General features: G+C 55.6%; 23 protein-coding genes and 1 tRNA gene. 13 read left to right on the top strand and 11 right to left on the bottom strand.

Annotated elements, in window-relative coordinates:
• Positions 1-45: 45 nt before the first annotated feature.
• Both KHN96_RS11845 and KHN96_RS11840 read right to left on the bottom strand, forming a co-directional pair.
• Positions 46-2,637, bottom strand: coding sequence for a DotA/TraY family protein (locus KHN96_RS11845; protein WP_115043832.1), 2,592 nt, complete (start codon positions 2,635-2,637; stop codon positions 46-48).
• 110 nt (positions 2,638-2,747) lie between these two features.
• Positions 2,748-2,885 carry a hypothetical protein gene (locus KHN96_RS11840; protein ID WP_181817639.1) on the bottom strand — a complete coding sequence of 46 codons (138 nt, stop codon included), beginning with the start codon at positions 2,883-2,885 and terminating at the stop codon, positions 2,748-2,750.
• Between the two features lie 135 nt (positions 2,886-3,020).
• On the opposite strand from KHN96_RS11840, the gene KHN96_RS11835 reads away from it, so the two are divergent.
• Positions 3,021-3,995, top strand: a complete 975-nt coding sequence (locus KHN96_RS11835) for a replication initiation protein (protein ID WP_115043834.1) — start codon at positions 3,021-3,023, stop codon at positions 3,993-3,995.
• Between the two features lie 185 nt (positions 3,996-4,180).
• Here the strand turns inward: KHN96_RS11835 and KHN96_RS11830 are convergent, their stop codons facing one another.
• Positions 4,181-4,552 (bottom strand): hypothetical protein, encoded by a 372-nt coding sequence (locus KHN96_RS11830; protein WP_009239066.1) that lies wholly within the window; start codon positions 4,550-4,552, stop codon positions 4,181-4,183.
• Positions 4,553-5,136: 584 nt separating this feature from the next.
• Between KHN96_RS11830 and KHN96_RS11825 the strand changes: the two genes are divergently transcribed.
• Positions 5,137-5,523 (top strand): hypothetical protein, encoded by a 387-nt coding sequence (locus KHN96_RS11825; protein ID WP_115043836.1) that lies wholly within the window; start codon positions 5,137-5,139, stop codon positions 5,521-5,523.
• 61 nt (positions 5,524-5,584) lie between these two features.
• Here KHN96_RS11825 and KHN96_RS11820 read toward each other — a convergent pair whose 3' ends face one another.
• Entirely contained in the window at positions 5,585-5,917 is a 333-nt protein-coding gene (locus tag KHN96_RS11820) for a hypothetical protein (protein ID WP_009239063.1), read from the bottom strand.
• Between the two features lie 514 nt (positions 5,918-6,431).
• Between KHN96_RS11820 and KHN96_RS11815 the strand changes: the two genes are divergently transcribed.
• Complete coding sequence (locus tag KHN96_RS11815) at positions 6,432-6,713, top strand: hypothetical protein (RefSeq protein WP_115077070.1); 282 nt, start codon at positions 6,432-6,434, stop codon at positions 6,711-6,713.
• 57 nt (positions 6,714-6,770) lie between these two features.
• On the opposite strand, the gene KHN96_RS11810 is transcribed toward KHN96_RS11815, so the two are convergent.
• The 7 genes from KHN96_RS11810 to KHN96_RS11780 all read right to left on the bottom strand — a co-directional run bounded on the left by KHN96_RS11810 (position 6,771) and on the right by KHN96_RS11780 (position 13,753).
• Positions 6,771-7,679 (bottom strand): hypothetical protein, encoded by a 909-nt coding sequence (locus KHN96_RS11810; RefSeq protein ID WP_147282525.1) that lies wholly within the window; start codon positions 7,677-7,679, stop codon positions 6,771-6,773.
• Positions 7,680-7,711: 32 nt separating this feature from the next.
• Entirely contained in the window at positions 7,712-9,082 is a 1,371-nt protein-coding gene (locus KHN96_RS11805; RefSeq protein ID WP_115043842.1) for a site-specific integrase, read from the bottom strand.
• 73 nt (positions 9,083-9,155) lie between these two features.
• Positions 9,156-9,232, bottom strand: a tRNA-Met gene (locus KHN96_RS11800).
• Between the two features lie 53 nt (positions 9,233-9,285).
• Positions 9,286-10,989 carry an MFS transporter gene (locus KHN96_RS11795; protein WP_045786038.1) on the bottom strand — a complete coding sequence of 568 codons (1,704 nt, stop codon included), beginning with the start codon at positions 10,987-10,989 and terminating at the stop codon, positions 9,286-9,288.
• Between the two features lie 211 nt (positions 10,990-11,200).
• Entirely contained in the window at positions 11,201-11,506 is a 306-nt protein-coding gene (locus tag KHN96_RS11790; RefSeq protein ID WP_045786039.1) for a DUF4212 domain-containing protein, read from the bottom strand.
• Entirely contained in the window at positions 11,503-13,053 is a 1,551-nt protein-coding gene (locus KHN96_RS11785) for a sensor histidine kinase (RefSeq protein WP_045786040.1), read from the bottom strand. The genes KHN96_RS11790 and KHN96_RS11785 overlap by 4 nt, the downstream gene beginning before the upstream one ends.
• Complete coding sequence (locus KHN96_RS11780) at positions 13,046-13,753, bottom strand: response regulator (protein ID WP_045786041.1); 708 nt, start codon at positions 13,751-13,753, stop codon at positions 13,046-13,048. The genes KHN96_RS11785 and KHN96_RS11780 overlap by 8 nt, the downstream gene beginning before the upstream one ends.
• 257 nt (positions 13,754-14,010) lie before the next feature.
• Between KHN96_RS11780 and recA the strand changes: the two genes are divergently transcribed.
• From recA to KHN96_RS11730, 10 genes are all read left to right on the top strand, one after another.
• Entirely contained in the window at positions 14,011-15,069 is a 1,059-nt protein-coding gene (recA, locus tag KHN96_RS11775; RefSeq protein WP_045786042.1) for a recombinase RecA, read from the top strand.
• A gap of 95 nt (positions 15,070-15,164) precedes the next feature.
• Positions 15,165-15,644 (top strand): recombination regulator RecX, encoded by a 480-nt coding sequence (gene recX, locus KHN96_RS11770; protein ID WP_045786043.1) that lies wholly within the window; start codon positions 15,165-15,167, stop codon positions 15,642-15,644.
• A gap of 288 nt (positions 15,645-15,932) precedes the next feature.
• Positions 15,933-16,559, top strand: a complete 627-nt coding sequence (locus tag KHN96_RS11765; protein ID WP_062739050.1) for a DUF2889 domain-containing protein — start codon at positions 15,933-15,935, stop codon at positions 16,557-16,559.
• A gap of 66 nt (positions 16,560-16,625) precedes the next feature.
• Positions 16,626-17,792 (top strand): ADP-forming succinate--CoA ligase subunit beta, encoded by a 1,167-nt coding sequence (sucC, locus tag KHN96_RS11760; RefSeq protein ID WP_062739028.1) that lies wholly within the window; start codon positions 16,626-16,628, stop codon positions 17,790-17,792.
• A 91-nt stretch (positions 17,793-17,883) separates the two neighbouring features.
• A complete protein-coding gene (sucD, locus tag KHN96_RS11755) occupies positions 17,884-18,765 on the top strand; it encodes a succinate--CoA ligase subunit alpha (protein WP_045786045.1) in 882 nt (293 codons plus the stop codon).
• Between the two features lie 169 nt (positions 18,766-18,934).
• Positions 18,935-19,630 (top strand): TerC family protein, encoded by a 696-nt coding sequence (locus KHN96_RS11750; protein ID WP_062739027.1) that lies wholly within the window; start codon positions 18,935-18,937, stop codon positions 19,628-19,630.
• Positions 19,631-19,813: 183 nt separating this feature from the next.
• A complete protein-coding gene (locus KHN96_RS11745) occupies positions 19,814-20,338 on the top strand; it encodes a pilin (protein ID WP_062739049.1) in 525 nt (174 codons plus the stop codon).
• Between the two features lie 247 nt (positions 20,339-20,585).
• Positions 20,586-21,080: a pilin gene (locus tag KHN96_RS11740; protein ID WP_115043844.1), complete on the top strand. Its 495-nt coding sequence runs from the start codon at positions 20,586-20,588 to the stop codon at positions 21,078-21,080.
• A 77-nt stretch (positions 21,081-21,157) separates the two neighbouring features.
• Positions 21,158-22,897: a PglL family O-oligosaccharyltransferase gene (locus KHN96_RS11735; protein ID WP_062739025.1), complete on the top strand. Its 1,740-nt coding sequence runs from the start codon at positions 21,158-21,160 to the stop codon at positions 22,895-22,897.
• Positions 22,898-23,051: 154 nt separating this feature from the next.
• A complete protein-coding gene (locus KHN96_RS11730) occupies positions 23,052-23,561 on the top strand; it encodes a pilin (protein WP_316872147.1) in 510 nt (169 codons plus the stop codon).
• The last annotated feature ends 39 nt before the right edge of the window (positions 23,562-23,600 follow it).

Below are 23,600 nucleotides of genomic sequence, written 5' to 3'. Positions count from 1 at the left end.
TCTGATTTGTCAAGAGGAAAAAGCACCCAATTGGGTGCTTTTTGTTTAATCGGGTTTCTTCTCTGGTGGAAGTTCGTTGTCTGGGTTATTGCTTAGATTTCGGTCCAAGTTCTGCTTTACAAGCTTCTCACCGATCCTACCTGCTGCTTTAATAGCAGAGCCTCCATAGGCTCTATGGTTGTCTTGCTCTGATTTGCTGAATAGATCAGCAAACTCATTTTGAGCCGCTTCCTTATCAGGTGAGCTTGAACCTACCTTATCAAAGGCCTCGTTGTATGCTTCCCTATTGGTTTCAGCCCTCTTGAATGCAGACCAGTTATCTTTGAAGGTGGCATTTAGATCAACGTTTGGACGCATAGATTTGTTGCTGTTTCGCTTTGCTAAAGCATTAGCACCATTCTCTGCCTTAAACCCCTCATCTTCTCTGGCAACATCATTAGCACGGTCATTGAATTCCTTTCCTATTTTATCTCCAACTTTCTTTCCAGCAGCCGCAGCTAACTTGCCTGCCCCACTGGTTGCAAAGCCAGCAGCCGCACTTCCAGCAGCACTGCCTTTATCAGCGGCACCAGAGAATTCACCTGCGAACTGTCCTAGAGCAGAACCTGTAGGCCCACCTAACCACTGTAATAACTGATCAGGAAGTTGGTGAATGATTCCAAAGCACTTACGAATGAAAATGAACATTATGATGCAGTAGGCGACGGTGCCCATTGCTAGGGCTGTAATAGCCGACCAGCCTGTGAAGGTTCCTGTATTCTGAGCGAACACTTCAAAGAAGGTCTTGTTGATAAACTCACCAATGACGGAAGAAATGATAATTGCAGCTTCCATACCAAACACCATAAGCACTGGTCTAAGAAGCAATGACAGAACTAAGGAGTACCCGTTACCACCGCGACCTGTTAGATCATCGCCATTTGGATGAAGGTGCATGATTGCCCATAGAGGCGCTGCAATAATCGCTTCGATTACCAACAATACCCAGCCTGTAATACAGCCTATCCAAATTATGAAAGGCATGTTGGGTAGTATGTAGGAAGTCATCATGGCTGTTCCCATGAGAATTTTCACTGGAACGTCCACAAACCAACTCATGATTCCTATTGCGTTGTTGATAGCCCCAGCAGCACCAAAGAATTTTCCTATGAAGCTGCCTAGTGTGACCAATCCGACCAAACCACCCATAATTGAGAAGCATAGTGCCACCAATCTATTGCCAAGCTCATTCATGATGATAAGAGGGTGGCGTGAATCGTTCTTCAATTCATAGAGATTGATAGTGGTAAGCCATGAGGTGACTACTGCTTCAATTTCCCCCACTTTGTCTGATTGCTCTACGCCAGTTGTATTGTTCGAATCAGAATTGGTATCGGGAGAGGTTGCGCTTGGTGCATTAGGGGCAGCTCGAAATACCATATTTGAGGCAGCCATGTACTTTTCTGCGTCGCCAAAAATAGCACTATCTTTCACACCCCCTGATCCAGCTTTGCTGGTTGGCATGGAATTCACTGCCTTGTTGATTGAGTCATTCATTTGAATGATTCTGGTGAACCAGGCTCCTGCTAAAATCCAGCCTTGATTGTTTGCTGTTGCTTGAATTTTGCTGTAGGCATCACCGGTAGATAAGCCATTGGCTGTTGATTTTATTCCTTTTATATAGTCATCTGTTGCTGCCTCAATCTCGTTATAGTAAGCCTGAGCTTCGCTTGGTGTCATTGAAGCACCGTACATGCCATCTGCCGTTGGCTTTGGGGCTGTAGCAATGACTTTTGCCGCCAATTTATCCATGGAACTCACAAGGATATCCAATTGGGAGTTTTGCGCCTGACTGATAGGGCTTATATCCATAGGGGCAAATATCGTTCCAAGATCCCCCAGGTATCCGCTATTGGTTGAAGGGATTCGGCTATTGCTTATTGTGGTGTCTCGCTTGATAGGTTGAGGGTAATTAACTTCTCCGCACCCGTTAACATTCCAAACCGAAGTGCTGTCACCATAGACATAGCCTTTTGAAGTTGGTGTCATGGTGTAATTGTATTTACCCCACTTCAAGATCGAGTTTGATTCACTGATTGCTCTCGCATAGGCACGCCAGCAAACAGAGTTTTGGAAAGCACTCTTTGCTACGGTTAGAATCTTCTCTCTTTGTGCAGTGATATTGGTGTTGGCGGAAGAAGTAGGATTGCTCATGAAGGCTGACCAGACACCATCAGCTAAACCGATACCTTGAACAACCAACCACATAACAAGCGCCTGCATGACGCAATAACCACCACCGACTACGGGAAGGACGAGGGCTGTACCTATTGAATAACGAACGGGAATCCAGACAGATGAAAATTTCTTCCCCAACATCTCTCCATCATGTGCTGTGTTCAAGGTCCCGGCCAATATAGTATACGCAGCTAAAATACCCCCGATAATCAAACAACCGCCATTGAAGATCTTGATTCCGTTCAATAATGGATCTGAGCCGGAAGCCCCATTGCCAGAGTCAACCAAACTCCCAAAGATTGCCCCAAGGACCTTAATGGAAATATCGCCTTGTGGGACATCAAATAGATTTGCTGCCATTGCCATGCCTGGTAGTAGTGCGGCAAGCAATGCGATCATTGTTCTTGTTATTTTCTTCATATCGTCCCTTGTTTTTGTATTTATCTATATAGGTTACAAGGGAATTTTTAATTGTCAAAGTGGAGTTGACAACTCAATTGGACCTGTTAGCATTAGATAATCATCCGGTGCTAATTTGTTGTGTCAGCACCAAAAAAAGCCAGCACTTCTTGTTTGCTGGCTTTTTCTTTTTGATCGGTTTGATTTGACAGGAGGGATTTTATTTCGTATGTACAAGTGAAAAATGCCCAAGCGGTTAACTTGAGCATTTGATTTTGGTTGAAGAATTAGCTTTTCCAGAGCGGCAACCAGATACTACGATAAACAATATTACGTATTTCAAAGAAATTGTCAAGTATCTGAATCCATAGATTCTTCAATCAGTCAAAACGATTGGAGAATTTATGATTGAAGAGTTTGTTTTAAGCTTGCCAGAGAAAATTAGAAGCACCGATTCCTTTGAAGAGGGAACTAAATTCAGGTCAAAGAATAGTGCCCTTGGTTTCAGGTATATTGAACACAACCAGATTTACAGGAAGTACATTGTTATAGACGTAGACAAGCCCGGTAGTGCCTATCTATGGGAGGATTTGGGGCTTCCACCACCTACTATCGTAACCGTCAATCCAGCCACAACTCATAGCCACTATCTTTGGGAACTGAAAACCCCCGTTATCTTCACGGAAGCGGGGAGAGCCCACCCAAAGCGCTTCTATGAGAACGTAGATAGTGCCTTGACTCATGCTATACCCGGTGCTGATCCTGCCTATGTAGGCAAGTTCACCAGGAATCCACTACATACCTACTGGTGCACCATCATTCACAAGGTCAGCTACGATTTAGCTGATTTTGGGGAATATGTCGACCTTACTCCTGCTCGCAAGAGAATAGACCTTGCCTGGAACATAGAGGGGCGAAACTCCACTCTATTTGACACCGTAAGGCTATGGGCATACATGGCGGTGAAAATGAATCGCTCTTATTCTGATTTTTTCGAGCAGGTTATTTTCAAGGCTCATGAGGTTAATCAAGAGTTCTTTGATCTACCGGGAGGTATGTTGCCCGCCAAGGAAGTTCTATCAACAGCGAGGTCTATCGCTGACTGGACTTGGAGGCATAAAGGTGACTATTTCAAGAATAGAGGAGTTATGGACCTTCCTGAAGGTATGCTTCTGCAAGAAAAGCAGCGAGAAGGAGCTACTTATAGCCATGAGAAACGAACGCAGAAAGTAGAAGAGAAGATCAAGTTGGCCATCCATAGAGCCAAGCAAGCAGGTAGATCTTTTACCATGGTCCAACTTGAAAAATTTGGCTTATCTCGATCAACCCAATCCAAGCACCGTGATTTGGTTGAAAAATGGGTCAAGGCATATAGCTAAATCATAACTACATGACTAGACGTCTGGGTTCACTATGGTGTATATCAGATAATTACCCCTTCATGGGGTTCTAGTAAAACTGGTCCCGCAGGGTCAAAATTTAAGAAATATACGCGAAGCGCATCATCAAAATGACGGCACTCCTTGGAGAAGGAGCAATAGCGAAAAAAATTGGCGATTCCCACTTAAACCTTAATTTTTCTGCCTTTTGTGGATCTATCTAACAGGTTGGCGTGGAGCCTCTTTTGGAGAACCCAAGAGTTAAATTCCTCTTCGGTCAATTGCTCTCCATATATGTACCATTCTTTACTGCCATCATCATATTCCACGGCAGGTCCATCTTCTCTGTGTGGCTCGCCGTGAATCCACCATTGTTGAGAACCGTAGCTATATATCGCGGCAGGACCGTCCTCACGGTGCATCTTTCCATTTAGATACCATTTTTGGGTTCCGCTGGCTAACTCCATAGCCGGACCATTTTCCCTGTGAAGTTCTCCATTAAGTACCCAATGCTTGTCTCCATTTAGCTGAACCACCAACTCAGGCTCTTCTTTCATATCTGACCTCTTTACTTTTAATTCTCGCGTAAAGAGTCAACTTGTCAAATGCGTGAGGGGAGTGGGATCTAACTACTTGTGATTTGGGGGCTTCCGCTGGGTGGTATGGGAAACGGTTTGCTCCTCAATCCACTTCCTTATCGTGCCAACTTGGTAGCGAACAGAGCCATTCTTAAATTTCACGTACTTCGGTCCCATGCCACTCACTCTCCATTTTTGAAGCGTAGATACTGGTTGATCTAGCCATTCCGAAAGCAAGTGTTCGTTGATGAGCTGGGAGGCAGAGAAGCTATCAAAATTGATTGGTGCCACCAGTGGTTTTGTCCGTGTCGGTTGCTGAATTTGGCTTGTAGTTTAGAGTAAAGCTTCCGCAAACTACTTCGACTTGATCTTGATGAATATTGCTTTATAATAATAATCGATAGCCGAGTTCATAAATGTAGTGAGCGGCGAAATATTGGTATATCGACGCGTTTGCGGTGATTTGGAAATTTTAGTGATCAAATTTTAGATTTTTTGGAAAATTTGCGGTATAGTTTGTAATTGGCAAGCTAGGGAAACCTATTCCTTTGGTCGGAATTTCAATGTATACCCCAGACCTTCCTATCTTTGAGCACATCAAAGATTTTGTCGGCAGCCTTGAGCAGCAGACCCTTAATCGAATCAATGAGGGTGTGGACGTCAGGGGTGAGACTTACTATGCCTGTCGTGCAGACTATTTCACTACGGCAAACCTTGACGACATTCAGTCAACCTTGGCTAGTATCAATGCCACTCACCTGATTCTCTTGTTGGTGGAAAATAACAAGGGAGAGGACTTCAAAGCAGGTGGCACCATCAATATCCATATTTATACCCCTACGCGCTCATTTGAGGGCTATACAGACCTCTATCTGAACGAGGAAGGTGCTAGGGTGGTTCCCCCTATGGAATGGCAGGCTTTTGAAGGAAGTATGGGATATTTTAAATAGAAGTAGATCGTTCTAACAAAAAAGCACCCAAGGGTGCTTTTTTGTTATTCTATTCATTAGCCTAGAACTGGTTATTTTCGGAGGGGAGACTATCGGCCTGCCCAGGTGCTCGATAGTCTGCGAACTGGTCTGGTTTCGATTCAAGCTTTGTATCGTCCTTAATTGATACCACTGCCTCATGTTTTCTGATTGCCTCTTGGATTAGAAGTTTTTCTTGCTCAATTTTCTCAATCCTGCCAAGAATATACATTCTTGATTGCGACATCAGTTCTCTGAAGGCGGCTGAAATGGACTGGTCTCTTAGCTCTGAATACTTCACTATCAGTTCATAGTCATCCTTCTCTACAAAAACACTTCTTTTGATTAGTTTTTCACCGACTCGTTGTATTGCCATAATGGGTCTCCTGAATGTGGTCTATTTAATAACCTATCAAGAGAAATCATTTTGTCAACTCTATGCGGGAGGTGTTCAGTATCGCGTGGCTAGATTCCAGTCTGGAGTCTATCTATGGGTTCCATATTTCAACCTATGAGCGACCTCCACTTTTCAACCTCTTCGAGAGAGTCATGTGAGAGCCTAAAAACAGAGAAAAAATATGGGTTCCTTCTCGTATCGTATGGATGGGTTCTGGAATGGAGCCTATCGTAGAGATGACGTTACTTTTACAAGAAAAATCCAACCCCAGAAAAACAAAGCACACACGGAATAGTCTGCGACTTTTCCCTATGTGCTAACGCACTCCAAGCCTTATATTAAAAGGCTTCAATGCTAGGACACCCTGGTCACAATTTGACTTCCAAAAAATACAGATTAAGATTTATCTATTGGGAGTCAAATTATGGAGACAAAATCAGTCAGAATAGATCGTTTTCTAATCGAGGAATCAAAGAGGCATGGATTTCAGTCCATGAATCAATACGTCACATACCTCTACTCATATGAGCGAACCCGGAAGAAGAAAGACGACGATCAGATTGTGAATGCTCACTACCAGGTCATGGCTTTCTTGGAAATGGAGCGTTTGGACCTCCATCGGTTGATCAAGACACTAGCCCAGTTTGTGACGACATTTCAGGAAAAAGGCGGCAATCTTAAGCTGAATGCTACTGAACGGCGCTTCCTTGGAACCCTTATGGAGGCCAATGAGAGGAAAGGCACTTGGAACTACAAGGGAGAAAAAAACAAGTGAGCCTGAAGGCTCATAGAAAATGCCACACGGGGTGGCATTTATCTTGGTCAGTTTGACTTACGAAATAATTTTTCGTTTTACAAAATCGGTCAGGTCAGGTGCCAATTCTGGGATCTCGTAGTCGATAGCGCCGAGCATCAATCCTTCAATGAGAGTTTTGGCAATGGATTTGATTCTATTGTTGTTTGCTGCTTTGGCTAGTGGCAGTAAACCAAGTGCTGTCACAATGAATTCTGCCGAAAAGCTTAAGTCTTGACCTCGCTTGTATTGATCAAACGCGTAACCCACCAGCTTGGTACCAAAGGTGGTGAATATGTTTTCTAGCGTGTAGAGCTTTCTGGTGTCGTCACAGACAGCCAGCAGCGAGGATAGGAAAATTTCCTCACCATTCATTGGTGGATTGATTGCGCCGCTATCTACAAGGTGCTGGATATCAGACCATGGTAACTCCTCATCTAATCGGATAAGAGGTTTTTCTTCACCGTCAACGATTTTCTTTTCCTTGGTCATTTGTTCCACGAATGGAGCCACTGGGAAGGCAAGTATAGGCAGAATAAACCAAAACACCTTCTGACCGAGATCCCACTGCTGCACATGACCGGAACCATATTCGTTGGTGAGGGCGCTCTCCAAGAGCTTCCGCGCTTCGATTAAATTGTCCTCGCCATCACCGTGAAGAATTCCCCAAAGGAACAATCGCTTGGGACCGAAGTAGAAGTTGAGTGCTGTACCTGGCAATACCTTCTCTACAGCGTCCACAGTTTTATAGACAGGATTGTTCCTGCCAGAGAGGTATCCATCCCAATTCATTTCACCCAGCTCAACGAGCTTGGTGTTTCCATACTTGCACGCATCAATGAAATCCTGATCTCTCTTTCCTTCAAATCCAGCCTCTTCTTTGACTCTTTTTTTCCAAAGGCGAGTTCGCAGCGCCACAAGTTCTTTATCCCAATCGCCGTGTGACAAAATTAACTCCTTTCGTTATTTTGGATTAGAGGTTAGTGCCAGTTTTTGAGCGGGTATTCCAATTTATCGATCACGTCTTTGAGAACATGAATTGGCTTTTTTTTCTGGTAGTTCTCAAAGTGAGGGGAGGATAGGTCCACTTTTTCCTGCTCATAGTGTCCAACCAATCCCATAATAATGGCTGGGTGAATGTTCAAATTTGTCATTCCATTGATAAAATTTGAGCGAAGCGAGTGGAAAGTCTTTCTATCGTCTGTGATCTTCAACAGGTCCAAGTAGTCACCAAAGCGCCGGGAAATATTTTTGCCGAAGCCATTTTTTCCACTTTCGGTGGGTAGCTTGTCTGGGAAAAATACCATGTCATATCCCACTTTGTTGGTGGCTTTGATTTCATCCAAATATTCCAGGAACTTAGATTCCAGAATGGCTTTGTGCATCGGAATCATGCGAATGGAATTTTTGTTTTTGGCTATGTCGGCGGTGATATCGAAGACCCAAACTCCCTCATGCTGGTAGATATGCTGAAAAGTCATGCTCGCCAATTCGTTTTGACGTGCGCCTGTATAGAGAGCAAGGAAAGGTAGCCAGTAGTAGTCCGGGCTATGCATGAATTCACGATAGACCGGCTCATTGAAGATCGATTGCAGATCTTCAGTGGTCAATTCCTTGTATGACCGAACCTGTTGTTTGAGCTTTGTCTTGTTTGAGATCTTGACCTTCTCAAACGGATTGGCGGAAAAGTAGAGATTGTTACCTACCGCATATTCAAACAGGGACCGTAGGAATGAGAGGCGGGAATTGATTTGGCTGGCAGAGCTGCCTTCAGCCAATAGGCGGTTCTTGTAGCTCACTGCTTCATTGGGGGTGTACTGGTTAATATCTAAGTCCCCATAGAACCCTTGGAACTCATTGTAAATGCGTTCCTTGTCATAGAGTGTCTTGGGGACATTGTCCAGCTTCTTCTCAACCAGATAGAGCTTCACCACTTCGCTGAATGATTTGCTCTTTGGTGTAACCCGTTCCCCTTGGGGCATGCCAACGGCAGACTTTTCCAAAGAGGCTCGCGCCGAGTGAGCGAGTACAGAGCTGATCGCCTCCTGCGCATATTGTTCTCGCAGGCCCAGCTTATCCAGTACGGCTGATATGGTGTCCAGGTCGTGAGGTTTCACGTCCTTGAAATTCACCCCACCTGTTGGGCTGACTTCAATGTCTAGTTTGCGGATTTTGTCAGGATCAAAGTCGGGGGTGGACATTGCTAGTTCCATGTTCAACCGTAAGGCGAACAGTCTAGCAACGCGGAAATCCTTTGTCCCCAGAGAGAGGCGGGTCTTGACCTTGTTGCGAATGATTCGCAAGTAGTAGACCCCATGACGGGACTGATAGAGGCGGGGCAACTTGTGCATGTGACACACCAAGTGACCCACCGAATGGCAAAAGGGCTCTGCAACCTATTGATTGCAAAGCCCTTTTGGGTATTGGTGGCGAATCAGGGACTCGAACCCCGGACCTGCGGATTATGATTCCGTCGCTCTAACCGACTGAGCTAATTCGCCGAAGAAGCGGGATTGTACCGTCTTCGGCGAGGTTGTCAAGCCCCTGATTGCGCTCAGTCGTTGCGATAGATATCCACGTCCTTGGTTTCCCGCACGAACAGCGCACCGATCACGAACGTGATGGCCGCAATCCAGATCGGGTACCACAGCCCGTGGTAGATGTTGCCGTTCTGGGCCACGAGGGCGAACGAGATGGTCGGCAGCAGGCCCCCGAACCAGCCGTTGCCGATGTGATACGGCAGCGACATCGACGAGTACCGGATGCGCGTCGGGAACATCTCCACCAGCATCGCCGCGATCGGGCCGTAGACCATGGTCACATAGATCACAAGGATCACCAGGATCACCAGCACCATGACCGTGTTCATCTGCGCCGGATCGGCCTTGCTCGGATAGTTCGCGGCCTTGAGCGATTCCGCCACCTGCTTCTTGAAGTCGGCGATCTTGGCCTTGCTTTCGGCGTCGAAGCTCTGGCCGTCAGCCGTGCGGCCGGCGTTGAGCGAGGCGATCTCCTTGCCGGCGATCGTCACCGTGGCGACCGTACCGGCCGGGGCTTCTTCCGTCTCATAGCTGGCCGACGACTGCGCCAGCGTGCGCTTGGCGATGTCGCACGACGAGCGGAAATCGACTTCCCGCGCGATTGGGCTGCCCTGGAACGAGCACTCCTTCGGATCAGCCTTCACGACGATCTGCGCCGTTTGCTGGGCACGCTCCAGCGCTGGGTTGGCGTAGTGCGTGAGCGCCTTGAACAGCGGGAAGTACGTCAGCACCGCCAGCAGGCAGCCGGCCATGATGATCCACTTGCGGCCGATGCGGTCGGACAGCGCGCCGAAGAACACGAAGAACGGCGTGCCGATGGCCAGCGCCACGGCAATCAGCACATTGGCCGTGAACGCGTCGACCTTCAGCACCTGCGTGAGGAAGAACAGCGCGTAGAACTGGCCCGTGTACCACACCACGGCCTGGCCGGCGGTCAGGCCGACGAGCGCCAGGATCACGATCTTCAGGTTGCGCCATTGGCCGAAGGCTTCCGTCAGCGGGGCCTTGGAGGTCTTGCCCTCCGCCTTCATCTTCTGGAATGCCGGCGACTCGCTCATCGACAGGCGGATGTACACCGAGGTGGCGAGCAGCAGGATCGACACCAGGAACGGGATACGCCAGCCCCAGTCGTCGAAGGCCTTGCCGGTCAGTTCGCGCACCACCAGGATGACGATCAGCGAGAGGAACAGGCCCAGCGTGGCGGTCGTCTGGATCCACGACGTGTAGGCGCCGCGGCGGCCGTGCGGGGCGTGTTCGGCGACATACGTGGCGGCACCGCCGTACTCCCCGCCGAGCGCAAGGCCCTGCAGCAGACGCAGCGCGATCAGAATGATCGGCGCGGATACGCCGATCGTGCCGTAGGACGGCAGCAGGCCGACGATGAACGTCGACGTGCCCATGATGACGATGGTGACCAGGAACGTGTACTTGCGCCCGATCATGTCGCCCAGGCGGCCGAACACCAGCGCGCCGAACGGGCGCACCAGAAAGCCCGCCGCAAAGGCGAGCAGTGCAAAGATGAAACCCGCCGTTGGATCCAGTCCCGAGAAGAACTGCTTGGCGATGATGGCCGCAAGCGACCCATAGAGATAGAAGTCGTACCACTCGAACACCGTCCCCAGCGACGAGGCGAAGATGACCTTCTTCTCCTCCTTCGTCATGGGTGCGGGCTGCACACGCCCGACGGGCGCGTTCGGTGCACTCTGCACGGTTGCCATGTTGTCTCCTGTTTTCATAGGTCGTCCCGCTGGGCATGGACATGACAACGCAACACAGTCGCCCGCGGAATTGTGAACGATTGTGGGAAGCGAAACTTACTGCGTTCTGACATGCACCCCCAGCGAACGCAGCAATTTCATCGGGGTATACGCGAGGCTGCGGCGCTTGCGTGCGCCAGCCAGTGCAACCAGCCAGGGCTGCCTCAGCGCGTCAAATGGAAGGTGGGGGAGGCGGCGCATAGGCGTCGTGCTGCGGCGCCTCGGTATCTTGCGCTGCAGCATCGGCGGCGCGGTTGGTGCGCCACGCGTACAGCACTGTGATCAGCACATAGACGACGGGCGCCCCCTGGCCCGCGACCCAGTAGGCGAAGGGCCAATCGAAGAAGCGCATGGTGAGGTCGCGCGCGAAGAACGCCACGACGTAAGTCACCACAAACCAGATCGCCAGCAGCGCGGCAACCCAGCGCATGTTCGTCATCCAGCGTCGGCGCGCGGGGGTTCCGGGCGTGATGCTCATGCGGCGGGCTCCTCGCCCGGCGCGCAGCGATGCAGCGTGATGCGAAAGCGCGCGCCCGCCAGCCGTGGCGCGCTCTGATAGACGTTGTCCAGCACCTCGATGTCGCCGCCGTGCTGCTGGACGATCTCGCGCACGATGGCCAGACCCAGGCCGCTGCCTTCGGCCTGCGTGCCCAGGATGCGATAGAAGCGCTGCATCACGCGTTCGCGCTCGGCCACCGGGATGCCCGGGCCCGTGTCGTCCACGTCGATGAAGACGAACGGCTCGAACGGCGCGGTGGTGACGCGCACCGTCACGCGGCCGCCGTCGGGTGTGTAGCGGATCGCGTTGTCGAGCAGGTTGTTGAGCATCTCGGCGAGCATGGTGGCGTTGCCCGGGGTCATGACCGGCGGCCCGGGCTCCTCGTAGCCGAGGTCGATGCGCTTGGCCCACGCCTTGGGCAGCCAGTCGGCCACCACCTGGCGCGACAGCGCGCAGATGTCGAGCGGCACCAGGCCGTCGGTCGCGCCCATGTTCTCCATGCGCGCCAGCGAAAGCAGCTGCTTGACGAGGTGGGCGGTGCGGTCCGAGCTGTCGGCGATGTACGCGAGCGTGCGGCGCAGCTCGTCGGGCGATTGCTCGCGTTGTGCCAGCTCGGCCTGCATGCGCAGCCCGGCCAGCGGCGTCTTCATCTGGTGGGCGGCATCGGCAATGAAGCGCTTCTGTGTCTGCACCGATTGCTCAAGCCGCCCCAGCAGCTCGTTGAACGAGGCCACCAGCGGCGTGAGTTCCTGCGGCGCGGCGCCTTCGTCGATCGGGCTCGTGTCGCCGGGGTTGCGCGCGCGGATGCGCTCCTGAATCGCGTTGAGCGGCGCCAGCCCGCGCGTGAGCCCGAACCACACCAGCACCACCGCCAGCGGCAGGATCACGAACTGCGGCAGGATCACGCCCTTGATGATCTCGTTGGCCAGCTGCGCGCGCTTGTCGAGCGTCTCGGCCACCTGCACCAGCGCGGGCTTGCCGCCCGGCTTCTGCACATACGTATAGGCGACGCGGATGTCCGCTCCGTGCACGCGGTCGTCGCGCAGTTGCACGAGGCCTCCGGCGCTGGCGTCCTCTTCGGGCGGCAGCGGCAGGTCGCGGTCGCCGGAGACGAATTCGCCGTTCGTGCCGAGCACCTGGTAGTAGATGTTGTCGGTCTCGTCGGCCCGCAGGATCTCGCGTGCCGAAATCGGCAACTGCAGCGTGATGCGCCCGTTGACCTCGCGCAATTGCTGGCTGAGCACGATGGCGCTCGATTCCAGGGCGCGGTCGTACGGCGCGTTGGCGATGGACTTGGCCACCAGGTACGTCACCGCAATGCTCATCGGCCAGAGCAGCAGCAGCGGCGCGAGCATCCAGTCCAGAATTTCGCCGAACAGCGATCGGGCGACCGGGCGCGTGGCGTCGTCTTCGAGGTGGGGGAGGGTGTCGGCGAGGTCGCGGTCGTCAGCCTCGGGCCTGGCGCTGGCCTGCGGGGCGCGCGGTGAGCGGTAGCGGCGCCACGGCCAGGCCAGGCGGTCAGCCATGGGCGGCGGCCGTGGTGGTGGGGCTGGCCATGCGCTCGAGGCAATAGCCCAGCCCGCGCACGGTGGCGATGCGCACGCCCTCCACCTCGATCTTCTTGCGCAGCCGGTGGATATACACCTCGATGGCGTTGTTGCTGACTTCCTCGCCCCAGCCGCACAGGTGGTCGACGAGTTGTTCCTTCGACACCAGACGCCCCACGCGCGCGAGCAGGATTTCCAGCAGCCCGATCTCACGCGCCGACAGCTCCACCACCTGGTCATGGATGTAGGCAATGCGCCCGACCTGGTCAAACGCCAGCGGTCCATGCCGCACGAGGGTGGCGCCGCCGCCCGTGCCGCGCCGCACCAGTGCCCGCACGCGCGCTTCCAGTTCGGATAGGGCGAAGGGTTTGGCCATGTAATCGTCGGCGCCCAGGTCCAGGCCCTTGACGCGTTCCTCGACGCTGTCGGCGGCCGTCAGGATCAGCACCGGCAGCATCGCTCCGCGCGAGCGCAGGCGCTTGAGCACCTCCAGCCCCGACAGGCGCGGCAGGCCCACGTCGAGGATCAGCAGATCATAGGTCTGGGCCGTCTGGGCGGACAGCGCCGCATCGGCGGCGGCGCCATCGGCGGCGCGGTCGACGGCATAGCCCGCCTGGCGCAGCGAACGGGTGAGCCCGTCGGCCAGCGTGGCGTCGTCTTCGGCAATCAGGATGCGCATGCGTGTCTCCCCGCGATGCTCGGGCGACGTGTCTGTTCGCCCATGCCGCCCGCCACATGGTTTTTGCGCGACACGAACGTCGGGAGACTTGTCAAAACCACTGGTTTTTTATACAGTATCCCGAATTCGCCGTGCTGTAGTCTTGGCGGCGCTAGAGTCATGAAGTCGGCTGCGTTTTGCGGCCCGCTGTTGCAGACAACCGCTGGAATCACAAGCCTCGCGGCCCATTTATACACCAATTTGCACGAAGGACGACCATGGAAGACGGCAAGAAGGCGGCCACGATGAGCGCAGAAAAGCAGAAGGCGCTGGCTGCCGCGCTCGCGCAGATCGAAAAGCAGTTCGGCAAGGGCTCGATCATGAAGATGGGCGATGCCGAAGTGGAGCCGGTCCAGGTGGTGTCCACCGGGTCGCTGGGGCTGGACGTCGCGCTGGGCGTCGGCGGCCTGCCGCGCGGCCGCGTGATCGAAATCTACGGCCCGGAATCGTCCGGCAAGACCACGCTGACCCTGCAGGTGGTGGCCGAGATGCAGAAGCTCGGCGGCACCTGCGCGTTCATCGACGCCGAACATGCGCTTGACGTGACTTACGCCGACAAGATCGGCGTGAGCGTGCCGGACCTGCTGATCTCCCAGCCGGACACGGGCGAACAGGCCCTGGAAATCGCCGACGCGCTGGTGCGCTCGGGCTCGGTCGACCTGATCATCATCGACTCGGTGGCTGCCCTGGTGCCGAAGGCGGAAATCGAAGGCGAAATGGGCGACGCGCTGCCCGGCCTGCAGGCCCGCCTGATGAGCCAGGCGCTGCGCAAGCTGACCGGCACCATCAAGCGCACCAACTGCATGGTGATCTTCATCAACCAGATCCGCATGAAGATCGGCGTGATGTTCGGCTCGCCTGAAACCACCACGGGCGGTAACGCGCTCAAGTTCTACGCCTCCGTGCGCCTGGATATCCGCCGCATCGGCTCGATCAAGAAGGGCGACGAGGTGGTCGGCAACGAAACGAAGGTCAAGGTCGTCAAGAACAAGGTGGCGCCGCCGTTCCGCGAGGCCATCTTCGACATCCTCTACGGGCAGGGCGTGTCGCGCGAGGGCGAAATCATCGACCTCGGCGTGGAAGCCAAGGTGGTGGAGAAGTCCGGCGCCTGGTACAGCTACAACGGCGAGCGCATCGGCCAGGGCCGCGACAACTGCCGCGAATACCTGCGCGAGAACCCGGATCTGGCCCGCGAGATCGAAAACAAGGTTCGTGAGCATCTGGGCGTGACGCCGATGGGCGCCGTCGCGGTGGCCGAGGAAGTCGAGGAAGAGTAATTGGGTTGGCCGTCGGCGCAGATCGGCGGTCCTATCGAGATTTGACACGCCTGCCGTCCCCCAACGGTGGGCGTTTTTCTTTGGGCGTGAAACCGATGCCGTTGCCGCGTCAACCCCTGTCGCTGAAGGCGCGTGCGCTGGGCTACCTCTCCCGGCGGGAGCACAGCCGGGCCGAACTGCGCCGCAAGCTGGCGCCCCATGCGGAAACCGCCGAAGAAGTGGATGCGCTGCTGGATTGGCTGGAAGGCGAAAACTGGCTGTCCAACACACGCTTCGCCGAGAGCCTGGTGCACCGCCGCGCTGGCCGTTATGGAACAGCGCGGCTGATGCAGGAACTGAAAACACACCAACTCGGCGATGAGACGCTCGGTGAAGTGAAAGCGCAACTGCAGAGTACCGAGGCCGAACGGGCCAGGGCGCTGTGGGAGAAGCGCTTCGGCCGGCCGCCTGGCGATCCGGCCGAACGGGCAAAACAGGTGCGCTACATGGTGGCGCGCGGGTTTTCCCGGTCGGTGGTGTCACGCATCATCGCCGGCGCAGACGAATTGCTAGACGACGGTGACGATTCGTCCTGAACGTCGCTGATCGTGCAACAATCCGGCCGGACAATCTGGCCGCGCCATCAAGCAGGGGGGGCGTCCGCGGCGGGTTGTTGCAACGCTTCTGGCATTGCATTGCAGCACGCGGTCCAGTCCGGTCGTGACGACGTGTTAAAATCCCGGGCTTCGATACCGCCCTCTACTCCGGTGGCAGGGCGGGTTGTGTTCGTGTATGGCGGCTGATGCGCTGCCGTCCACGTCCCGTGGGTGATGCGCGAGATCCGCGCGCGCCTGCTCCATCGGTCCTATCGGTCTGTCTGGTCCATGCCTCTGTCTGCCCCCGTCCCGCGCGTCATGCGCCACCGCCGTGCCATCACGGTGGAGGCCTATTTGCGGGAAGACGGCCTGTGGGACATCGAGGCGCGCCTGACCGACACCAAACCGCGCGACATCCCGCTGGCCAGCGGAGGCATCCGTCCTCAAGGCGAGCCTTTGCACGACCTGTGGCTGCGCGTGACCATCGATACCCGCATGAACGTGGTGGATGCCGAAGCGTGCTCCGACTGGGTGCCGTATCCCACACACTGCGACACGATCGGCCCGGCCTATCGCAAGCTCATCGGCCTGAACCTGATGAAGGGTTTCCGAAAGGCCGCGCGTGAGAGACTGGGTGGCGTGGCGGGCTGTACGCATCTGACCGAGCTGTGCGGCGTGCTGCCGACTGCCGCCATCCAGGCGTTTGCGGGCGATGTCTTTCCGGTGCGCGACAATTCCAACGACCATCGGCCCATCGAGCCCGGTGAAACGCCGCCATACCAACTTCACGGCTGCCATGCCCTGCATTTCGAGGGCGAGGTGGTCCGCAAGCATTATCCGCGCTGGTTCGCCTACCAGCCCGAAGCCAAGATCCTACCGCCAGTCACCGAGCCGTCGTCGGAGCCGTCGTCCTGACAAAGCCCGCACCGCTCGCGTTTTCAACATTCATCACACTCATCCAGCCTAGCAAAGGAAACACGCATGAATATCCATGAGTACCAAGGCAAGGAAATCCTGCGCAAATACAATGTGCCGGTTCCGCGCGGCATTCCGGCCTTCTCGGTGGCCGAGGCTCTGAAGGCCGCTGAAGATCTGGGCGGCCCGGTGTGGGTCGTGAAGGCGCAGATTCATGCGGGCGGCCGTGGCAAGGGCGGCGGCGTGAAGGTTGCCAAGAGCATCGACCAAGTCAAGGAATACGCCACCAACATCCTCGGCATGCAGCTGGTGACGCACCAGACCGGCCCGGAAGGCAAGAAGGTCAACCGCCTGCTGATCGAAGAGGGCGCTGACATCAAGAAGGAACTGTACGTGTCGCTGGTGGTGGACCGTGTGTCGCAGAAGGTCGCCCTGATGGCCTCGAGCGAAGGCGGCATGGACATCGAAGAGGTCGCTGCCCACACGCCGGAGAAGATCCACACGCTGATCATCGACCCGCAAGCCGGCCTGCAGGACGCCGATGCGGACGACATTGCCAAGAAGATCGGCATTCCTGACGCCTCGATCCCGCAAGCGCGCCAGGCGCTGCAAGGCCTGTACAAGGCATTCTGGGAAACCGACGCGTCGCTGGCGGAAATCAACCCGCTGATCCTGACCGGCGAAGGCAAGGTCATCGCGCTGGACGCCAAGTTCAATTTCGATTCGAACGCGCTGTTCCGCCACCCGGAAATCGTGGCTTACCGCGACCTGGATGAAGAAGACGCGAACGAAATCGAGGCCTCGAAGTTTGACCTGGCCTACATCTCGCTGGACGGCAACATCGGCTGCCTCGTGAACGGCGCCGGCCTGGCCATGGCCACGATGGACACCATCAAGCTGTTCGGCGGCGAGCCGGCCAACTTCCTCGACGTGGGCGGCGGTGCCACCACCGAGAAGGTGACCGAAGCCTTCAAGCTGATGCTGAAGAACCCGGGCCTGAAGGCCATCCTGGTGAACATCTTCGGCGGCATCATGCGCTGCGACGTGATCGCCGAAGGCGTGATCGCTGCGTCGAAGGCTGTGTCGCTGTCGGTGCCGCTGGTCGTGCGCATGAAGGGCACCAACGAAGACCTCGGCAAGAAGATGCTGGCCGACTCGGGTCTGCCCATCATCGCCGCTGACACGATGGAAGAGGCCGCCCAGAAGGTCGTGGCCGCAGCCGCCGGCAAGTAAGCCGCCCGCTGAACGAACCCTACGCGAACGTGAGCGGCGCCCAAGTACGAAAAGTACGACAGCGCGGCTCGCTGCATAAAAGGATTACAGCATGTCGATTCTGATCAACAAAGACACCAAGGTCATCACCCAGGGGATCACCGGCAAGACCGGCCAGTTCCACACGCGCGGCTGCCGCGACTACGCCAACGGCAAGAACTGCTTTGTCGCCGGCGTGAACCCGAAGAAGGCCGGCGAAGACTTCGAAGGCATTCCCATCTACGCAACCGTCAAGGACGCCAAGGCGCAGACCGGCGCGACCGTGTCGGTGATCTACGTGCCGCCCGCAGGCGCCGCTGACGCCATCTGGGAAGCCGTTGAAGCCGAGTTGGACCTCGTGGTCTGCATCACGGAAGGCATCCCCGTGCGCGACATGATGATGGTCAAGGACAAGATGCGTAAGGCTGGCAGCAAGACGCTGCTGCTGGGCCCGAACTGCCCTGGCCTGATCACGCCGGACGAAATCAAGATCGGCATCATGCCGGGTCACATCCACAAGAAGGGCCGCATCGGTGTGGTGTCGCGCTCGGGCACGCTGACGTACGAAGCCGTGGGCCAGCTGACCGCGCTGGGCCTGGGCCAATCGTCGGCAGTCGGTATCGGCGGCGACCCGATCAACGGCCTGAAGCACATCGACGTGATGAAGATGTTCAACGACGATCCGGAAACGGACGCCGTGGTCATGATCGGTGAGATCGGTGGTCCGGACGAAGCCAACGCGGCTTACTGGATCAAGGAAAACATGAAGAAGCCGGTGGTGGGCTTCATCGCTGGCGTGACCGCGCCTCCGGGCAAGCGCATGGGCCACGCCGGCGCGCTGATCTCGGGCGGTGCCGACACTGCGCAAGCCAAGCTCGACATCATGGAAGAGTGCGGCATCAAGACCACCAAGAACCCGTCCGAAATGGGCCGACTGCTGAAGTCGCTGCTGTAATCGGCAAGGTTTGCGGTAACACGGAGACGGGAGGCCTGGCCTCCCGTTTTTGTTTGTGCGCCGCACCGTCATCGCGCCGTGCGTAGCGGGCACGACATGTGTATAAGCTCAACTGCAGCGGGCTCAAGGCAGGTCCCCGTCCATCAACAAAGCACAATCCGGGAACACTATGGCGCTCACCTCCAGCGCATTCTGGTTCGCCCTCGGCTCCATCATCCTGACCAACATCGTGCTGTCGGGCGACAACGCGGTCGTCATCGCGCTCGCCGCGCGCAATTTGCCCAAGCGCCAGCAGAAGCAGGCCATTTTCTGGGGAAGCGCCGGCGCCATCGTGCTGCGCATCGTATTGACCGTGCTGGCCGTCAAGCTGCTCGCGCTGCCGTACCTGAAAACGATTGGCGCCGTGTTGCTGGTCTACATCGGCGTAAAGCTGCTGACCGAGGCGGAGCAGGAAGCCGCTGACCGGCACCCGCGCGACGGCCTGTGGCCCGCCATCCAGACCATCCTGATCGCCGACTTTGTTATGTCGCTCGACAACGTCGTCGCCGTGGCCGCCGCGGCGGAGAAGGGTCCGCCGGGGACGACGTTCCTGCTGCTGGTGCTGGGGCTTGGCCTGTCGATTCCGCTCATTGTCTTTGGCAGCACGCTGCTGGTGGGCGTGATGGCGCGGTTTCCGGTCATCGTCACGCTGGGGGCGGCGCTGCTGGGGTACCTGGCCGGCGACATGCTCGTGACCGATCCGGTGGATGCAGCATGGTTTGAGAGTGCCGTGCCGCATGCGGATGTGGTGGTCGGTTGTGCTGGGGCGTTGGTGGTGGTGCTGGTGGGGTGGTGGCTGAGTCGGCGGGCGTTACGGCAGGCCTAGTTCAAACAATTCCCCACGAAAGTAGGTGATGACGGGATTTGTCGCAACTCTTGCCAACAACCGTCAGATTTGGCCCGAGTTCTCAACAAGGCGCGCCAGTTCTTTCCTCCCAAGTATGGTGTACGCGTTGGCATAGTGTGTGCACAGGGGTGTTCGGATAACAAAATGCCTTTGGGAGAGGTCATGGGCTTCAAGCACTGCAAGGGAACAAGGCGCCGGTCTGACGACGGCTTTACCTTGATCGAATTGATGATTGTCGTGGCGATCGTGGGGATTCTCGCGGCGATTGCGATCCCGGCGTATCAGGACTATACGATTCGGTCGCGGGTGACTGAAGGATTGATTGTCGCGGTTCAAGCCAAGGCTTTGGTGGTTGAGAACGCCGCCAACTCACAGAGCGATCTATCGCTGGGATGGGCCTCGCTGCCTATTGGCAAGAACGTCTCCGGCATGCAAGTGAATAGCGGGAACGGCGAGATCACGATCCAGTTCTCATCAGCGGTGGCCCAAGCGGGGTCGAATCAGTTGATCCTTACGCCGTATTCGGGCGCGGCTTCGTCCACGTACGTCAACCTGAGCGCCAGCGCACCACCTCCGACGCTGGTGATGTGGGCGTGTTCGGCGAAGGGCAAGCAGATGCCGCTCAACGTCACCCGGACTGCCACGCCAACGCTCGAGGCTCGATACGCGCCTGCCGAATGCCGCTAGCGCATTAGGGGCTCAGTGGAAGGCGCCTGCGGGCGCCTTGTCTTTTTGGCTGACACCGCAGATGTGGTGTGACGCCCATAAAAATTGACGATCCCCGTCATGATGTGTCAAAAAATGTCACGCCACGCGCCGGCAATCGCCGGAATAGCGTCAGTTTTCCAGTCGAAATTCGTGAATTCGGCTTGGCACAGTCCCTGCTCTAATAGGCCCGCATCATCCTTAACCAAATTTTTCCGGGGGAAAATTCATGAAGTCGATGCGTCGTCTGAACAAGCGTGTCCAGAAGGGTTTCACGCTGATCGAACTGATGATCGTGGTCGCGATCGTCGGTATTTTGGCTGCTATCGCCATTCCGGCTTATCAGGACTACACGATCCGTGCGCGTGTGACGGAAGGGTTGTCGTTGGCTGCAGCGGCCAAGGTAGTCGTGGCAGACAATGCTGCCAATGCTACGGGAGATCTGTCCAATGGCTATACTCAGCCGAGCGGCATGAAAAACGTGAGCAGCATCTCTATTGCTTCGAATACCGGCGCGATTTCCATCGCATACAATAGCAACGTGGCTGCTTCGGGCGCTAACGTGGTTATCTTGACGCCGCTGGATGGCACGAGTGCTGTGTCCGCGACCACACCGCCCACCAATCCTATCAAGTGGGTTTGCCAAACGGCCAATTCCACAAGCGTCACTAACGTCCAGAAGGGCAGTCTGGCCAGCAAGTACGCACCGGCTGAGTGCCGTTAAACTACACTACTCGGCCTAAAATAAAAGGAGCGCCTCCGGGCGCTCTTTTTTTGCAGCGTTGCTTGGCGGCATTCCGAATGCGTCGATTCCCCATTCTCCTGTGCCCGATCTGGCTCGCTCTCGGAGCGTGCTGGAGCATCCCTTTCTTGGTAGCGCCCCACACCTACCCTGTTCCAACGTTCTATTCAGAATCCGCGGCAGCAGCTTGCTGGATTGTTGTGGCTGTGCTGGTGCTGTCCGTCGCGTGGAAGCGGCCGACCGGGTTGCCCAGCATTGCGCTGGCGCCGTTAGCGCTGATCGTGGTGCTGATTGCCCAGCTCGCTGTTGCCCCGCCCTTGAATCCGTTTTTTTCCTTTGGCGCCATCGTCGTGTTGCTTGGATCGGTCGTCATTTGTGGGTTGGGTGCACGCTGCCGCAGTATGCAGGGCGTGCTGGTTGCTGTAGGAACTGCCGTCATCGTTGGTGGTTTGCTAACTGTCGTCGTTGAACTGTTTCAGCTGTTCCGCGTTCCGAACTTGCCCAGCGCGTTTTTTTCGATGCTGCCATCGGGCACGGCCAGGCGTATGTGGGGCAACCTGAACCAACCTAACCAGGTCGCAACGTATTTGAGCTTTGGGTTGGCCGCTTGCTTGTTCTTGGCGTATCGGTATCCGCGCTGGCGAGCATTTCTGGTGCTGGCCGTGCTGCTGTTGCTGCTCGGTATGGCTTTGACATTTTCGCGAATGGCTTGGCTGCATATTGCTGTGGTCGGTTTCCTTGCGGGCATGTCACTTAATGCGGAATCCCGAACTCGCATCTGGCCGGCCCGGCTACTCATCTTAGTTGGCCCGATGCTCATGCTGGCGGTGGCGTTCCAAGGCTGGAACTGGGTGATTGCGGCAGCCAACAGCATCTGGACCTTCGATCTCCCAGGCTCGATGGGGGAGCGCTTTGAGGCGGGGGTGGGTTTGCGCCCGTTACTTTGGAAGCATGCTTGGCACATCTTTCTTGCCCACCCATGGCTAGGAGGCGGATGGGGCGACTATGCATGGAACCAGTTCGTGCAAACCGAGACGCTGGGCCACGTCGAGATGTCGATGAATGCACACAATATCGCCTTGGATCTCCTGGCGAAGGTCGGCTTGGCGGGTCTGCTCGCGGTGTTGATCCCGCTGGGGTTCTGGGTGCTGGGCCTCCGTAAGCGCTTGTGCGAACCGGATACGGCGTTTTTGTTTGCTCTGGTTGCGGTCATGCTCGTACATTCCTTATTGGAGTACCCGTTGCATTACGTCTTCTTTTTGTTCCCCTTTGCCTTTGTGCTGGGATACTTGGACGGCAACGATCTGCGGTTTCCCTCTCCGGGAATGACCAGGATGCTGTCCGGGTTTATCGTCATTTGCGGCATGGCGTTAGTCGTCCGTCTTTGGCCAGATTACAAGGGGGTGGAGCGGCTCTATTTCACCCAGGATGGCGTCGCGAAAGAGTTGGCAAGATACCAGGGTAGCGGGCAACTGTTGCTGGTGCCCTACGCGACATTGGCCATCGCCATGAATGCTTCAGTTAGTCCGGAGATGGCGCCTGTCATGGCGGCGCTTGAACGCCAGGCGGCACAGTTCTATCCCGGCCCAGCGCCGGTTCAGCGCTATGCACTTGCGTTGGCGTTTCAAGGGAAGAACGACGAGGCCGTCACGCAAGTTCACCGCCTGTATCACCACTACTGGACGGATTTTCCCGCGCAAACTCCGACCCTGAGGCAGGCTTGCCTGCGCTATGCCGAAAGCTTGAAAACGTTTTGCTCGCGCCTGAAGTCTGATGGGTTGCTTACTGGCTCAAGCTGAGCAATGGTGGCGATCAACCCGTTTTTTCCAAGCGCCTCATGCAGGCGCTTTTCTTTTTAAGAATCGGACTACGTGTTGGTAAAAATTCGTTGTGAGTGAAATAGACCAGCGCGACTTCCATTAATCTCGACTCGCTTCATCTCCTCCGTGCGAGATGAAACTCACTGATGATGGAGTATCGATGCGAGTCAAATATCAAAACGTTTCTCGGCACCAGCGGGGTTTTACGCTGATTGAGCTCATGATTGTGGTGGCGATTATCGGAATTCTGGCCGCTATTGCGGTCCCACAGTATCAAGACTACGTGACGCGTTCCAGGTGGGCGGACGTGTATACGCAAATTCAACCATTGAAGCTTGCAATTGCCGAATGTGCCCAGAAGAATAGCGGGACGATTGCGGGAACATGCGATACCGAGGACCTCCTAAAGGAGCACACGGGGTACACAGGGCTTCCGAAGCCCCCGAATGTGACGCTAAGTCTGGGTGCCTCGGGCGTCATCACCATGAGCGGATCAGCCGTTGTGGGAAGCTGCACGGTCACGGCCACGCCTGACAGTACGACGAGTCCGAACGTAATAACGTGGGTCCTTGCTGGCACAGGCACCAAGCCGTGCAGCCAATCGAAGACTGGGGTACCGGCTAGGGAAAATACCGAAACCTAACGCGACAAAAAAGAGCGCTCACCCGGCGCTTCTTTTTTT

The organism is Ralstonia mannitolilytica, assembly GCF_905397375.1.
Lineage (GTDB): Bacteria > Pseudomonadota > Gammaproteobacteria > Burkholderiales > Burkholderiaceae > Ralstonia > Ralstonia mannitolilytica.
This window is presented reverse-complemented; position numbering and strand designations above follow the sequence as displayed.

Coding starts and splice junctions, on each gene's coding strand:
- KHN96_RS11845 (WP_115043832.1), bottom strand. CDS start 2,637: ATGAAGAAAATAACAAGAACAATGATCGCATTGCTTGCCGCACTACTA.
- KHN96_RS11840 (WP_181817639.1), bottom strand. CDS start 2,885: ATGCTCAAGTTAACCGCTTGGGCATTTTTCACTTGTACATACGAAATA.
- KHN96_RS11835 (WP_115043834.1), top strand. CDS start 3,021: ATGATTGAAGAGTTTGTTTTAAGCTTGCCAGAGAAAATTAGAAGCACC.
- KHN96_RS11830 (WP_009239066.1), bottom strand. CDS start 4,552: ATGAAAGAAGAGCCTGAGTTGGTGGTTCAGCTAAATGGAGACAAGCAT.
- KHN96_RS11825 (WP_115043836.1), top strand. CDS start 5,137: ATGTATACCCCAGACCTTCCTATCTTTGAGCACATCAAAGATTTTGTC.
- KHN96_RS11820 (WP_009239063.1), bottom strand. CDS start 5,917: ATGGCAATACAACGAGTCGGTGAAAAACTAATCAAAAGAAGTGTTTTT.
- KHN96_RS11815 (WP_115077070.1), top strand. CDS start 6,432: ATGAATCAATACGTCACATACCTCTACTCATATGAGCGAACCCGGAAG.
- KHN96_RS11805 (WP_115043842.1), bottom strand. CDS start 9,082: ATGCACAAGTTGCCCCGCCTCTATCAGTCCCGTCATGGGGTCTACTAC.
- KHN96_RS11795 (WP_045786038.1), bottom strand. CDS start 10,989: ATGGCAACCGTGCAGAGTGCACCGAACGCGCCCGTCGGGCGTGTGCAG.
- KHN96_RS11790 (WP_045786039.1), bottom strand. CDS start 11,506: ATGAGCATCACGCCCGGAACCCCCGCGCGCCGACGCTGGATGACGAAC.
- KHN96_RS11785 (WP_045786040.1), bottom strand. CDS start 13,053: ATGGCTGACCGCCTGGCCTGGCCGTGGCGCCGCTACCGCTCACCGCGC.
- KHN96_RS11780 (WP_045786041.1), bottom strand. CDS start 13,753: ATGCGCATCCTGATTGCCGAAGACGACGCCACGCTGGCCGACGGGCTC.
- recA (WP_045786042.1), top strand. CDS start 14,011: ATGGAAGACGGCAAGAAGGCGGCCACGATGAGCGCAGAAAAGCAGAAG.
- recX (WP_045786043.1), top strand. CDS start 15,165: ATGCCGTTGCCGCGTCAACCCCTGTCGCTGAAGGCGCGTGCGCTGGGC.
- KHN96_RS11765 (WP_062739050.1), top strand. CDS start 15,933: ATGCCTCTGTCTGCCCCCGTCCCGCGCGTCATGCGCCACCGCCGTGCC.
- sucC (WP_062739028.1), top strand. CDS start 16,626: ATGAATATCCATGAGTACCAAGGCAAGGAAATCCTGCGCAAATACAAT.
- sucD (WP_045786045.1), top strand. CDS start 17,884: ATGTCGATTCTGATCAACAAAGACACCAAGGTCATCACCCAGGGGATC.
- KHN96_RS11750 (WP_062739027.1), top strand. CDS start 18,935: ATGGCGCTCACCTCCAGCGCATTCTGGTTCGCCCTCGGCTCCATCATC.
- KHN96_RS11745 (WP_062739049.1), top strand. CDS start 19,814: ATGGGCTTCAAGCACTGCAAGGGAACAAGGCGCCGGTCTGACGACGGC.
- KHN96_RS11740 (WP_115043844.1), top strand. CDS start 20,586: ATGAAGTCGATGCGTCGTCTGAACAAGCGTGTCCAGAAGGGTTTCACG.
- KHN96_RS11735 (WP_062739025.1), top strand. CDS start 21,158: ATGCGTCGATTCCCCATTCTCCTGTGCCCGATCTGGCTCGCTCTCGGA.
- KHN96_RS11730 (WP_316872147.1), top strand. CDS start 23,052: ATGAAACTCACTGATGATGGAGTATCGATGCGAGTCAAATATCAAAAC.